Here is a 13,711-nt window from a genome sequence, read left to right on the forward strand (position 1 = left end):
CTCACAGCCTTTTCTTTTTCCTTATGTGCGCATCAATATAGGAAGGATAAACCGGCTTATATACAAGTTTGTAATGCTGATCGCTGCCTGCTGTAAAATCAGGCTGCCATTCCAGCTTCACATCAAAAGCGGCTAAAAACGTTTCTCTCGCTTCTTCAGCTGAAACATCCGGCCTGTGATTTATTGTTTCTAATTGTTCAGGGTCAATATCCGGCGCCATAAAAGCGTCAATCTTTCCGGTTTCCGGATTGACAATGATGCGGGCAGCGCCGAACCGCAGCGGCACTTCTTTATACCAGACAGAAAAATGATTGCGGACCCTCCCTCTTTCATCAATTCGGACGGGATTCACTTTGAAAAACTCAGCCGCTCTTGGATAGAGGGCATACAAAAATTGAAGCGCTGTCTCCTGGCATTCTTCCGTTGAGCATTGGCTGGTGTTCCGCTGGTCCATAAAAGAGATCGCCGCTTTTAATTTTCCTGTTCTTTTATCAGTCTTCATTTTGATTGTGTTTTTATTTCTCGTTTCAAAATAGCTTCCTATGCTTAAATCCTTCCGCTCCGGCGCAGTGCCTTTGCGCCACGTGCTTCCCATTTCTTCTCCAAAGTCCTTTTCACTGACTTTCTGCATATCAGAGGTGAGGCCCAGCATGGCATATATATCGATTTCGTCCGTGTTCTGAAGCGGCGGCAGGGGCGCCCCGTTTTCTATTCTTTCATCTGCAATATGCTGGTCGGGCACGATTTCGTCTACATCCGCGGGATAGCTGTATCCCGGCAGAATCGGTTCATACACAAGCCTGGGTGACTGTTCGCCATCAATGACATCGTACATCAGCTGCAAAGACATTGTATTTAAGTAATGAGACACTACCTTCTCTTTTGCTACAAATTCCTTTGGAACTTCGGCTTTATGCTCTTCTCCGTAATATAAAAAATGGACAATCTGTCCGCTGCGTGTCATATCAATTAAAAAGCCTGAATTGGGAAGCGGAAGCCCCAGTTCCATTTTGGTATAGACAAAACGGACGTGCTGCCCCCGTTCTTCCTTGCCTTGAAAATGAAACTTCATAAATGTGCCGGGATGGTTGGCAGCAGCAAACTGAAGAGCCGTCAGCTTCAGCTCGGCATCTGGAAGTTTTTTGTCTGCCTCAGAGCGCACGGTTGTTGAAAAGGTGAGTAAAGCACCATCATTTCCGAGTTCAACTATAATGTGCTTTTCCGGATCTTCAGGGTCCTTCCAGATGAAATATGCCTGCCCCTTCTTCTTTTGCTTCTGGTCGTAATCTTCTATCTCAAGCTCATAATGAGGCGGTACATTCCCGATCTCTTGCGCCTTCTTTTTCAGCTGTTTAGTAACCAATGAAGTCATCCTTTCAAAGAGTCTACGACAAAGAGAATCCTGTTTATTATATAAAAAGACCTTTCTTCATTTAAAGTGAAGAAAGGTCCTTTTCTATTATTGTCATTGTTTTTCAATATCCTTTCTGCTACTTTCATCACATATCACCTTTTACACCTGCGGCATTTGTGTGACTTTTGACTGTTTTACCATGAACTGATAACGGGCTCTCCTGTATGGGCTTCAATAAAACGCGGATACACCGGTTTGTAGACGAGCCGGTAGGTGTGTTCTTCATCATCACGGTATTCTCTCTCCCAGCCCAGCTCAACTCTAAAATGCTGCCAAAAAATAGACTTGGCTTGTTCTGCAGAAATGGCCGGAACGGGATGAATGGTTTCCAGCTCCTTTGGGTCAATATCCGGTCCCATATAAACGGTAATGTGCCCTGTCTGGCGGCTGACGCAGATTCTGATCTGCCCAAACCGGAGCGGGACCCCGTGACAGTGCGCTTCAAATGTAAAACCAGCGACTGCGTTTTCTTCTTCATCCGGTGCATCGTACCTGATCTTAAAATATTGATCGGCATTCGGAAATAAAGCAAACAGGAAGCGAAGCGCAATTTTTTCGCACTCTGCCTCAGTTACTGTCAACGGCCCTTTTTTCTCCATAAATGACATGACGCCTTCGAGTTTTCCGGTTTCTTTGTTATGGATGGTTTTCAGCACTTGATGAGTCCGCCCTTTCAACCAGCTGTCCATGCTTTTATCAGCCGGTTGATACACAGGATCATCCGGATTCCGCCAAACGGTCCCGATTCTCCCGTCTCCCAAATCCGCTTCCCGCTCTTTGACAAAACCTTTTTCGATGCCGATCATGCTGCCAGGATCAGCCTTTTCGTGAATGCCCTCGAATAAAGGGAGAGGAAAGCTTTCCGGCTCCCTGTCATCGTCTTCATCAAATTCTTTTTCTTCTTGAACCAAATCTGCAGGTACGGTAATGGCCCTGCATTCAGGCTCATACACCAAATGCGGCTGATCGTCCCCGTTTTTGTAAACTGAACGATGGAGAACCTCAAACAAAAGGTCGAACTCCACGTCCTTCTTGATGAAGGCAAGCGCCTCTTCATAATCCGCGACCCGTTTTGGCTTGATGATGCTGCCCGCTTTGCCATAATAGCGGAAGTAAATGATCTCACCTGATAAGGAAACTTCAGCCATAAATCCGCTCATGGGAAGAGGAAGCCCGTCTTCTATTTGAACATATGAAAATCTCACTTTATCGTCGTATGTACGGTCATTTTCTTCACGGACAAAGGCAGAGAGCGCGCTAGGATAATGAGTCTCGACAAATTGGCGCATGATATCCTCTAATTGCTGCTCAGACAGCCTTTCTTCGCTTTCAGGCTCAATATCACGGGAAAGGGATTCCGGCTGCCCGTCCGTCCCAAGTTCCACGATAATGCCGATGTGTTCATCCTGAGGATCTACCCAACAAAAATGTGCTCTTTTCTCATCATCGCCATAATCTTCAATTTCCAGTTTTAAGTGTGTCGGCACCCGGCCGATTTCCAGTGCTTTTTGTTTCAGTTCCTCTTTTTTCACCAAGACGGCCCCTTTCATTATTCTTATGTCCCCTTCAACTAATCAAAAAGTAGTAGTCTAAAATACACAAATTTCTGAGTTTACCAGTTTTACCAGAACATTTTTCACCAAAAATAGTATGATGAACCTATTCAATATAAAAGCTAATAATCTTAAAATTAATTCCGTTGTAACTTTTTATAGGTCCATTCATGACAAAGAAGGGCGGAGTTTCCAGAAAATCCGGTGAAAACCGTGAGAAAAGAACTGATTTTTTTGGTTATATGATGCTAATCCATTCAAAAAGATCCATTTCTTAAAGACAAAAGACTCCCTTCCCTAAACCATTTGAGGAGGAAAAATGAATGTTTCAGAAAAAAACGTACGCTATTTTCCTAATTCTTCTGCTGATGATGTTTACAGCTGCTTGTTCCGGAAGCAAAACAAGCGCGGAGAAGAAAAATTCAGAAACAGAAAAAAGCTCAGATATAGCTCAAGTCAAAATCAAAGATGTCTCTTATACACTTCCGTCTCAGTATGATAAGTCCACTTCAGATGACCAGCTTGTGTTAAAAGTCAATGTCGCTGTGAAAAACACAGGAAAAGAACCGCTTAATGTAGACAGTATGGATTTCACTTTGTATCAAGGTGATACCAAAATGTCTGACACAGATCCTGAAGACTATAACGAAAAGCTTCAAGGCAGCACGATTAACGCTGACAAATCGGTTGAAGGAAACCTTTTCTTCGTTGTAGATAAAGGCGAGAAATACGAGCTTAACTATACACCGGAATCTTACGGTGATAAAAAGCCGAAATCAGTTACTTTCAAAATTGACGGAAAAGACAAAAAAATCCTTGCGACAGTAGACCAGCTCCAAGACTCTGCAAAAGCGTTATCAGCTTATGTTGATGTCCTTCTTTTCGGTAAAGACAACGCTGATTTCGAAAAAATCACCGGTGCCAACAAAAATGAAATTGTAAATGATTTCAACGAGTCCGCCAAAGACGGCTATCTCTCAGCTTCCGGCCTTTCCAGCACATATGCGGACAGCAAAGCGCTTGATAATATCGTGAACGGCATTAAAGCGGGATTAAGCAAAAACTCTTCCATTCAGGCGAAAACAACTTCGATCTCCAAAGACGAAGCGATTGTTGAAGCCACAATTAAACCAGTAGATGCATCTTCACTCTCAGACCGCATCGAAGACAGAGTGAAAGACTACTACAGCAAAAATGCTGGCGCAAGCTATGAAGAAGCTGTGAAATACGCGCTTCAAGTATATCCTGAGGAATTCAAAAAGCTCGGGCCGGCTTCATCTGAAAAAACGGTTGAAGTGAAAATGAAGAAAAATGACATCGACCAATGGCAGCTTGATATGGACGATTACAGAGCAGCAGAATTAGTCGAAGCATTCATAAAAGAATAAAACCCCAAAAGGAAATAGCCTCCAAGGCTATTTCCTTTTTTATGTGAAAATCTCACTGATGAAATTCGACTCATCTTCGGTCAGTTCTATGTTCAAGGTTTTCAGGTTATCCTTCAGCTGTTCCGGACGCTTAGCACCTGGAATGATGGCGTCTATCGCCGGTCTCGTTAACAGCCACGCCAAGGCGACATGTGCCGTCTCCGCTTGTTTTTCCTCCGCTACCGCTTTCAGCTTGTCTACTTTTTTGAGATTGTGAATAAACGTTTCTCCCTGAAATTGCGGCTTGTCCTTTCTAAAGTCTTCGAAGACCGTGTCTTTCGTGAATTTTCCTGTCAGCAGTCCGGACGCGAGCGGAAAATAAGGAATAAAGGAAATGCCGTGTTTTTCACAGTACGGAAGCAGCTCCTTTTCGGCATCACGCTGAATAAGCGAGTATTCTGCCTGAAAGACCTCCAAATAGCCGTCTGCATTACATTCCTGCAATTGCTGATAGTCGAGGTTCGAAGCGCCGATCGCTTTGATTTTCCCCTCATCCTTCAGCTCCTTCAGCGTGCCTGCCACTTCAGCGAGAGGCGTTTTGCCATCCGGGAAATGAACATAATACAAATCAATGTAATCTGTTTTCAGCCGCTTCAGGCTCTTTTCCACCTCGCCGCGAAGAAATTCACGGCTGTTGTCTAGTTCAATGCTGCCGTTCACTTCTTTATGGGCCCCTTTGGTAGCAATAATGAGATCATTCCGCACGCCGCGTTCCCGCACGACCTCGCCGATTAGTTCTTCGGAACGCCCCAGTCCATATATAAAGGCGGTGTCGATAAAGTTTACGCCGCCATCCAATGCCGTGCGCACCAAATCTTTCCCTGTTTCATCATTCAGGTTCGGAAATAGATTATGCCCGCCGACCGCATTCGCACCGAATCCGATCCGCTTCACCTGCAGCTTCGTCTTGCCAAGTGTACGTGTTTGATCCATTGTTCCTTCTCCTTTGAAACCAATTTTGATGAAAAATAGTGCAGGGTCACTTTCTGTATTAGATATCCTTTTTCTATTTTCCTTCTTTTTTCAGGATATACAAAAAGGAGAAAGTGTATTTCTCCTTTTGCAAGTTTATTTTGGCAGAACCCATTTATCTTTCAAGAAACAGGCTCTGGCTAGTAAATAGAAAATGGCGATAAGCACGGCAATGGTTCCTGACGTGCACAAAATGGCAACCGGGTCAACCATCCCGAATAAAAGCTGTTTGAATAACGCATGCAGGTTCAGAAACGGGATGACAAAGTACGATAAATCAAATTGGTTCGGTGCCTTGCTGAAGATGAAAAACATCGGGAACATAGGCAGAAAGACGACGAGAGACATATAGCTTTGCGCTTCTTTTACCGAGCTGGAAATGATGCTGATGAAAAGCTCCATCGCAGAGATCAGCAATGCAGAAAGCACGATGATGAGGGCTGAAGCACCGATTACACCCCACATACGATCTCCGAGCTGGAAGGCCGTCTTTAAATTATCGGTAAATAACACGGTGGACAAAATCAAAAACATCAAAGCCAATACACCTGAGGCAACTCCAAAAGTAGAAACCGCAAGCCACTTGCCGACCAGCACTTTGTTTCTGCTGACTGGCGTCAACAGCAGCGCCTCGATTGATTTCCGGTCCTTTTCCCCGGCCATGATATCAAGAGCAATCGGCATTGCGCCGGAAACAATGGATGTTAGGATCAGCATGGGCAGAATGGCAGAAATCATAATAGCGGAAGCCCCTTTCTCCTCGTCCGCTTCCTTTTGCTGAATCGTAAACGGCTGGATCACCGATTGATCAATATGTTTATCGGTTAAACGTTCCTGCACAATTTCATTTTTGTATTGATCTAAGGCAGACTGCACAAGCTGCATGGCATTTGACGACCCTTGATCGATTGAATTACCATACACATCAACCTCAAAAGGCGTCATGCTGTTGACATATGAGTTGAACTCTTTCGGGACGTTCAGATAGGCATCTGCTTTTCCATCATCAACCGCTTCTTTAGGCTTTGCAAATGTTTTTACGCTGATCTCGTCAATCGCATTGAGCTTGTTTTCCAGTGCGGGCGACAGAGAATGGCCGACAGCCAGTGTGTATTGCTCCCCTTTGTCGGACAGCATGCTTTCATAAAAGAAGACAAGCCCGAGCATTGTAATCATCGGAACTAAGATCGTGAGTAAAATCGTTTTTCTGTCGCGCAAAGCGTCGATCATTTCTTTTTTATAAATGTGGCTCAGCATTTAAGAAATCCCCCTGACAAGCTTAGACATAAAGATGTAATTCAAATCCTCACTACGCTCGCTCTCGTACAATGATTCAAGCGCTCCCCGGTAAATCACCTCTCCGCTGTGAATCATGATGACACTGTCACAGAGCGCCTGCACTTCCTCCATAATGTGGCTGGAGAAAAGAATGGTTTTTTGTTCTCTTTTCAGCTGCTGGATGAATTCGCGGAAGATGTTGCTGGATGTAATATCAAGCCCTGTTGTCGGCTCATCAAATAAAATGATGTCAGGATCGTGAATCAGCGCCCTGGCTATCGCGACTTTCTGCCTCATGCCTTTCGAAAACCCGCCCACTCTGCGGTTCATATAATCGCGCATGCCGAACCGTTTCGATAAATCTTCTATTCTCGCTTTGATCTCGTGACGGTTCAGTCCGTACAGCCTGCCGAAATATTGCAGATTTTCTTTAGCGGTCATCCTGTCGTAAAGCCCGGTTTCTCCTCCGAATAAGACGCCGATTCTTTTTTTGACCTCGGCCGGCTGCTTGACCGTGTCAAAGCCGGCTACTTTGATTGCACCCTGTGACGGTTCAAGCAAGGCAGCAATCATTCTCAGCATCGTCGTTTTGCCGGCACCGTTTTCTCCGAGAATGCCGACGACTTCTCCTTTTTGAATTGTTAGGCTTACATCTCGCACCGCTTTGACTACTTTTTTCTTATCATGAAACCTGCGGCTGCAATCGGTCAGTGTAATCATGTCACAATCTCCCTTTTCGTTATTTCTAGTAATGACTATATACGAAATGCTGGATTTGTTGGATAAAGTTGTCGCGAAGAGTTCTTTTTATGTCGCGAAATGGGATAGAATAAAGATGATTCTATGTAACTAGGGGAATGATAATGGTAAAAGTCGGACTTGTCGATGACTATCGAGTAGATTTAGAGAAACTGGAAGCGATTGTATCCAGAATGCAGGATGTCGAAATTGTCTTTTCCACCGATTCAGCGGAGGAAGCCTACAGCCGGGTGAAGACCGGAGACATTGATCTGCTGCTTGCCGATATCGAGATGCCTCATATGTCTGGCTATGAGCTTGCTGATTTGATCAGATCCCATTCGCTTGATGTGGATGTGATTTTCGTCACCGGCAACGGCGGCTATGCCGTTCACGCCTTTGACCTGAATGTCCATGATTATATTATGAAGCCGTACCATGCCGACCGGCTGAACGCTTCCTTCGAACGTTATTTGAAAAAGAAAACGGAAACGAGTTTGAATGGGCGGATATTGATTAAGCAAAAATCTGAAATGCACGTTCTGCAAAAAAAGGATATCATTTTCGCAGAACGGACGGGACGTTCGACGACGATTGTGACAACCGCCGAAGAAGTGCAGACGTATCAAACATTAAATGATATTAAAGGCGATCTGCCGGAGAAGGATTTTCTCCGTTCGCACCGATCCTTTATTATCAACATTCATTACATAAAACATTTTTCCGCTTATACAAAGCATTCGTTTACGGTTTCCTTTGAGGGAACGCCTAAAAAAGCGATGATCACCAAGCAGCAGCTTGATTATTTTCAAAACTATTATTTTTGAGGAGTTCAGGATGTGATTACCCTTTTTCAATGTCTTTATCTGTTTTTATTTAGTTTCATATTTTATCAGGGGGCTGCTGCTCTTTCGCACAGTACAGCCCTCTCTTGGCTCGCCGCTGCTTTAGGCGCAGCGGCAGCAGGATTGTACCTATGGAAAATGAAGCGGGTGTGGGACCGCTGTTCCTTCCAGCTTTGTGCGTGGATTGCTGTGATCCAATTGATGTCAGCGGCGGCTGTGCTGAATGGCGCGACTATATTACCGGCATTGTTTGTGATCGTGATATTTGCAGCATGTGAAGGGCTCCGTATCGGACAGTCTGCTTCGCTGGCTAGGTTTTCTGACAAAATTGTTCAGCTGACTCAAGCGGAACAGCATGCCAATCGGATGCTGATGGACGTCAGAAGCCGGAATCACGACACAATGAAGCATATAACAGCGATCCGATCTGCGCAGTCCAAGGCAGATACACAAGCATATATTCAAAACTGGGCGGATCAGTACAGTCAATATGACCGGTTTTTGAAGGGAGAGAATGCGTACGTTGCAGGAGTGCTTTATGATTTTCTTGAAAAAGCACGTGTTTCAGGTATCACGGTTTCACTGCATATGCATACACCGCTTTCTTCACTTCCGTTTTCACCAGCTGATCAGGTCAGCTTGGTCGGCAACATATTGGAAAATGCGCTCGACAGCGCGGCGGAGACCCAAGAAAAAGCGGAGATTAAGCTGGAAACCTCGCTGCGAAGCGGGCTTTATGTGCTGATTTGTGAAAACAGCACGCCTGGCATGGACCCAAAAGTGCTCGATACACTGTATCAATCGTTTGGCCGTTCCACGAAAAGCGGCCCTCATGAAGGCATGGGCACGTATATCATTCAAAAACTGGTGAAGAGCGCTTTTGGCAGGCTGGATTTTACCTACCGCCACCCCGTCTTCCGGTTAGAAATCAAAATTCCGTTTCAGAAATAAAAAAACCTTGAAAAGCCCGGCTTTTCAAGGTTTTTTTCATTATGAGGATAATGCTTGTGCAAAACGGTCCGCTTCATCCTGCAGTGTGCTTTCAATTTCTTTGTAACGGCTGGAAATCGTTGATGCGCTGACGCCGTATTTTTTCGCCAGTTTGGCTTGAGAAACGGACGCGCCGTTAAGAGAAATTGCATTCACATAATATTCAACTGCCGCCGCAAAAGCTTCCGGTTTTCTGATGACAGGTGATTTTTTCTCGCAGAATGTTTTCCAGATATCAATGACAGCCGGAATCAATTCAGTCGGATACTCATCTCCGCTCAAGCCTTCTTCGATAGCCGCAGCTGTTTCTTTCTCCATGTCGTTTGCCCACTCAACACTGCTTTCTTCCGCTGCTGTCTCTGCTTGCGGCTCTTCATCTTTCTCCGCTAACAGCGCGAACAGAACATTGTTGAATTCCTGCTTCATGAAGTCCTCCGGCGTTTTGCCGTTCTTCACAGCGGCATCCGCATATTTCTTCACCTTGCTGATCAGTGCTTCTGTTCTCTTCACCGGGAAGATCGTGAACTGCATGAAGAATTCCGCTTTTTCCGCTTCGTGGATTGGATATCCGAGAATCAGGCTTCCCACTGGCGGGAGGTCTTGGTTATTGGCGTCCATTTCCACTTCGAATTGTTTTTTCGTAATGACATCTTCAAAGTGAATGACACCTTCTTTCAGGTCTTGCAACAGCAATAAAGCAGGCGTCATGCTCTTCCATGATTCAACGATCTCACGCGTTTTCGGACGAGTGATCGAATCGCCTTTTTTCTGAAGGTACTCTTCGAAGATTGTCTTTTCACCAGCAAGCTGATGGAAGAAGATTCCCCAGATTCCTAAATTAAATACGCTGATGTCTTTCGTCTGTCTGTCCATAGCAGAAAGAAAATCATGCTGGTTGATAAAGCCTGAAATGCTTTCTCTATGTACTGTGAAGGCATACTCCACTAAGTCTTCCTGAATTTGTTTTGCTTCTTTTGCCGCTAGTTCTGTCGGGAAGTCGACAACTTTACTTCCGCAGCATTTTTTATATTTCTTGCCGCTGCCGCATGGGCAAGGGGCATTTCGTTTCACTTTTCCCACAATAAACCCTCCGAATTCTGTTGTAACTTTTCTATTTTAACAAAAATAACTTCTGAGGGCTTGGTTTCGGGCTAAAAAAGAATTTGGTAATATGATAAGTTGGCTGATGATGTCAATTTACCTATGACTTTTACACCAACTTTTGTGATTTAAGACTTATAACCTATTCCCACTTTAGGCCCTCTTTTTTACAATGGTTAGGTATTTATGTAAAATTTTAAGGAGTGTTTATGTTGGAACCAGCTGGTTTTATGCTGCGCGCCTGCGCTCTTTTACTTGATGTGATCATTGCCGCAGCAGTGATTTTGGCAGCCGGATTTACGTTTGGCGACGGGTCCGCCGGCGTCATTATTATCGCCATATTGATGTTGCTTGTGTATCCTTTGCTGATGCCGCTGACAAATTGGAGGGGTACACTGGGCAAAAAAATCATCGGGCTGCAAATCGTGAGAGACGAAACATATGAAAAAATATCCGTCCCACAGGCGATTGTCCGTTACCTGATAGCGTGGGTGCATGTGTTCTCCCGCCTGATCTATTTGACAGCCGCATTTACGAAGAAAAAACAAGCCGTTCATGATATGGCTGCGAAAACAATTGTGCTGAAAGCAGAATAACCTTGAAGAATAGCATTCTTCAAGGTTATGTATCTCGTTAGTTCGTATTTTGGCCTCCGCCGTTCAGTCCTTCTTTAATCAAGCTGTTGACTTGGCTGTTCATCAATAAACCGATGTGCCCAACACCATGAATTTGAACGTTTTTAGCACCGTCTAATCTTGATAAATAATTCATGACAATCATATCGGCACTGCTGTAAATGGATGTGTATAAAATCTTTTGATTCGGATCTGTTCCTGGGAGCGCCTTGTTTGTCACCAAACGGTTCGCGCCGCCAAGCGTTACGACATTTTCAATTTTATTTCCGCCGTCCAAATTTTTTATGTAGTAAAGTGTGTTCGCGCCCCCCATGCTGTGAGCGACAATATCCACCTTTTTCGCACCCGTTTCATCCAAAACCTTTTGCACAAATCGTGATAATACCGGGCCATTGTTATAATTCGTGCCTGTCTTGTCCCAAAAATCAACCGCATACAGCTTGTCCCGCGACCAGCCTTGAGACGCCAAATAACTCTTAATTCCCGCAAAATTGAATGACGCTCCTCCAATACCGTGAACCATCACGACTGGATTGTGTTCAGCGGCTTTTGCTGACGGCTGCATCGCAAACAGCGATGTGACTGACAGCATCAAAATTGTTACAAGTGCAATGAACTTACTTTTTACAAATTTCATAATATCCTCCTTTTTTTGTAACAAATTCTTCAATTATATTACTTTGACAAATTAATTAAGTAAAGGGTAATTTTTACTTAATTTTAATGAGATTTTAAGGTTCAGAGGAAATTTTGCTGTTTTTTGATCCTAAAATGCCCAAAAAAAGAAGGCCTTTTCGCCTTCTTTTCTTTAATACTCATTGAAATAAGCTTGGATCTTGTGTGGATCGTCTGTTTTGGTGAGCGCCAGCATCAGCAATATCCGTGCTTTTTGCGGGTTTAAAGAGTTCGATGCCAGCAGGTCTTTTTCCGCATAGTCTTGGTTTGGTGTCACGGCACCATTTCCCGTACGGGTTGAGCGCACCACAGTGACGCCTTTTTTGACTGCGCTGACCGCTCCTTTTTCGGCTGCGTCAGATAAAGACCCGTTCCCAGAACCAGCATAGACAATCCCTTTTGCTCCAGCTTTCACAGCCGCGTCAAACAGGTAGCTTCCGTCATTTTGGTATCCGTACATAATATCTACTTGCGGCAGCTGATCAAGATTAGAAACTGAGAAATCGGTATCCTTCGTATGCCTGCGGGTGATTTCATTATTAAAATAGATATCATCAGCTATCGTTCCGACGTATCCCATTTCTTCTGATTTAAATGTATCCGTTGCGGTTGTGTTTGTTTTGGTCACATAGCGGGCTGAGGCAATGCGGTCGTTAAGAACGACGAGCGCCCCTTTTCCTTTTGCCTCAGGTGTGCCTGCCACTTTAACTGCATTGTACAGGTTAGACGGCCCGTCGGCGCTGATGGCTGTGGACGGTCTCATAGAACCGACAACAACAACCGGTTTATCACTTTTCACAGTGAGGTTCAAAAAATAAGCTGTTTCTTCCAATGTATCGGTTCCATGGGTCACGACGATTCCATCTACATCATCTGAAGCGAGCAATTTGTTAATGCGTTTCGTCAGCTTCAGCAATATTTTATTATCAATGTTTGTGCTGCCGACGTTAACAATCTGCTCGCCGCTGACGTTCGCAATGTCCTTCATTTCCGGAACCGCCTCGATCAGTGATTCAACGCCGACGACACCTGATTTATATTCAGTGGTCGAGGTTTTCGATTTATCGGCCCCTGCAATCGTGCCTCCTGTCGCTAAAATTTTAATGTTTGGCCGGTCCTTTTTTCCAGAGGCGGAAGCCGAAGAGACTTTTTGCGTCTGCGGTTTTTCTTTCGGGGATTCTTTTGTTTCAGGAGATTGTGAGCATCCGGTAAAAGCCAGCAATAGTGCGGTAAAAAGAGTGAGTATGAGCAATCGTTGTTTTTTCATCTGTTTCTCTCCTTACGTCCTTATGATGTTTAATGATTGAATATTTTATTTATTCAGTCAAAAAACGTGTCAGCTTTTCTCTCTGCTTTTTTCAAGTTGTCATATACTTCTTTTTTTGTTTTTTCATACAAAGAATTTTTCTTGACAACTGATGGTTGAATCAAGATAATAGACCAGTCACTATATTTTTGATTGCAATTCAGTAAGGTGGGAATGTTATGGGTTATGGAGATTCCCGTGAAAAAATCCTTTCGGCAGCTACCCGGCTTTTTCAGCTGCAAGGGTATTACGGCACGGGGCTGAACCAGATTATAAAGGAAAGCGGAGCGCCTAAAGGTTCTCTTTACTACCATTTTCCGGGCGGTAAAGAACAGCTGGCGATCGAAGCAGTGAATGAGATGAAGGAATATATCCGCCAGAAAATCGCGGACTGCATGGAAGCCTACAACGATCCAGCGGAAGGCATTCAAGCCTTTTTGAAGGAGCTCTCCTGCCAATTTTCATGCACGGAAGACATTGAGGGCTTGCCTGTCGGCTTGCTTGCGGCTGAAACGTCATTAAAAAGCGAACCGTTGCGGGAAGCCTGCCATGAAGCCTACAAAGAGTGGGCCCTAGTGTATGAGGAAAAACTGCGGAAGACAGGCTACAGCGAGAGCCATGCTAAGGAAGCCGGCACCGTAATTAACGCGATGATTGAAGGCGGTATTCTTTTATCTTTGACGGCAAAAAACAGCACACCGCTCCTTCAAATCTCCAACCGCATTCCTGGTCTGCTGAAGAGATAAAAATGACATACTTATACAAGCTGAATGAATA

14 protein-coding genes are annotated in these 13,711 nt (G+C 44.5%); 6 read left to right on the top strand and 8 right to left on the bottom strand.

The window, feature by feature from the left end; genetic code table 11:
- Position 1 precedes the first annotated feature (1 nt).
- Both BSI_RS03505 and BSI_RS03500 read right to left on the bottom strand, forming a co-directional pair.
- Positions 2 to 1,363, bottom strand: a complete 1,362-nt coding sequence (locus tag BSI_RS03505) for a YcdB/YcdC domain-containing protein (RefSeq protein ID WP_003241266.1) — start codon at positions 1,361 to 1,363, stop codon at positions 2 to 4.
- Between the two features lie 185 nt (positions 1,364 to 1,548).
- The gene (locus BSI_RS03500; RefSeq protein WP_003241270.1) at positions 1,549 to 2,964 is read right to left on the bottom strand and encodes a YcdB/YcdC domain-containing protein; all 1,416 of its coding nucleotides are present in this window, start codon (positions 2,962 to 2,964) and stop codon (positions 1,549 to 1,551) included.
- Between the two features lie 173 nt (positions 2,965 to 3,137).
- Between BSI_RS03500 and BSI_RS22820 the strand changes: the two genes are divergently transcribed.
- The gene (locus tag BSI_RS22820; protein ID WP_119913350.1) at positions 3,138 to 3,245 is read left to right on the top strand and encodes a hypothetical protein; all 108 of its coding nucleotides are present in this window, start codon (positions 3,138 to 3,140) and stop codon (positions 3,243 to 3,245) included.
- A gap of 45 nt (positions 3,246 to 3,290) precedes the next feature.
- Positions 3,291 to 4,355 carry a DUF4352 domain-containing protein gene (locus BSI_RS03495; RefSeq protein WP_003241272.1) on the top strand — a complete coding sequence of 355 codons (1,065 nt, stop codon included), beginning with the start codon at positions 3,291 to 3,293 and terminating at the stop codon, positions 4,353 to 4,355.
- A gap of 39 nt (positions 4,356 to 4,394) precedes the next feature.
- Here the strand turns inward: BSI_RS03495 and BSI_RS03490 are convergent, their stop codons facing one another.
- The 3 genes from BSI_RS03490 to natA form a co-directional block, all read right to left on the bottom strand.
- Entirely contained in the window at positions 4,395 to 5,327 is a 933-nt protein-coding gene (locus BSI_RS03490) for an aldo/keto reductase (RefSeq protein ID WP_003241274.1), read from the bottom strand.
- A gap of 135 nt (positions 5,328 to 5,462) precedes the next feature.
- The gene (locus tag BSI_RS03485) at positions 5,463 to 6,623 is read right to left on the bottom strand and encodes an ABC transporter permease (protein WP_003241277.1); all 1,161 of its coding nucleotides are present in this window, start codon (positions 6,621 to 6,623) and stop codon (positions 5,463 to 5,465) included.
- Positions 6,624 to 7,364, bottom strand: a complete 741-nt coding sequence (natA, locus tag BSI_RS03480) for a sodium ABC transporter ATP-binding protein NatA (RefSeq protein WP_003241278.1) — start codon at positions 7,362 to 7,364, stop codon at positions 6,624 to 6,626.
- Between the two features lie 143 nt (positions 7,365 to 7,507).
- Between natA and natR the strand changes: the two genes are divergently transcribed.
- Positions 7,508 to 8,209: a two-component system response regulator NatR gene (natR, locus tag BSI_RS03475; protein ID WP_003241280.1), complete on the top strand. Its 702-nt coding sequence runs from the start codon at positions 7,508 to 7,510 to the stop codon at positions 8,207 to 8,209.
- A gap of 12 nt (positions 8,210 to 8,221) precedes the next feature.
- Complete coding sequence (gene natK / locus BSI_RS03470) at positions 8,222 to 9,178, top strand: two-component system sensor histidine kinase NatK (protein ID WP_003241282.1); 957 nt, start codon at positions 8,222 to 8,224, stop codon at positions 9,176 to 9,178.
- Between the two features lie 39 nt (positions 9,179 to 9,217).
- Here natK and BSI_RS03465 read toward each other — a convergent pair whose 3' ends face one another.
- Positions 9,218 to 10,297 carry a helix-turn-helix domain-containing protein gene (locus tag BSI_RS03465; protein ID WP_003241283.1) on the bottom strand — a complete coding sequence of 360 codons (1,080 nt, stop codon included), beginning with the start codon at positions 10,295 to 10,297 and terminating at the stop codon, positions 9,218 to 9,220.
- A gap of 233 nt (positions 10,298 to 10,530) precedes the next feature.
- Here BSI_RS03465 and BSI_RS03460 point away from each other — a divergent pair, with 233 nt between their 5' ends.
- Entirely contained in the window at positions 10,531 to 10,914 is a 384-nt protein-coding gene (locus BSI_RS03460) for an RDD family protein (protein WP_032732285.1), read from the top strand.
- Between the two features lie 37 nt (positions 10,915 to 10,951).
- Here the strand turns inward: BSI_RS03460 and estA are convergent, their stop codons facing one another.
- Entirely contained in the window at positions 10,952 to 11,590 is a 639-nt protein-coding gene (gene estA, locus BSI_RS03455; protein WP_003241287.1) for a lipase EstA, read from the bottom strand.
- Between the two features lie 171 nt (positions 11,591 to 11,761).
- Positions 11,762 to 12,895 (bottom strand): type II asparaginase, encoded by a 1,134-nt coding sequence (locus BSI_RS03450; protein ID WP_003241289.1) that lies wholly within the window; start codon positions 12,893 to 12,895, stop codon positions 11,762 to 11,764.
- 218 nt (positions 12,896 to 13,113) lie between these two features.
- Here BSI_RS03450 and lmrA point away from each other — a divergent pair, with 218 nt between their 5' ends.
- Positions 13,114 to 13,680, top strand: a complete 567-nt coding sequence (lmrA, locus tag BSI_RS03445) for a transcriptional regulator LmrA (protein WP_003241293.1) — start codon at positions 13,114 to 13,116, stop codon at positions 13,678 to 13,680.
- Positions 13,681 to 13,711 lie beyond the last annotated feature (31 nt).

Source organism: Bacillus inaquosorum KCTC 13429, assembly GCF_000332645.1.
Classification (GTDB): Bacteria; Bacillota; Bacilli; order Bacillales; family Bacillaceae; genus Bacillus; species Bacillus inaquosorum.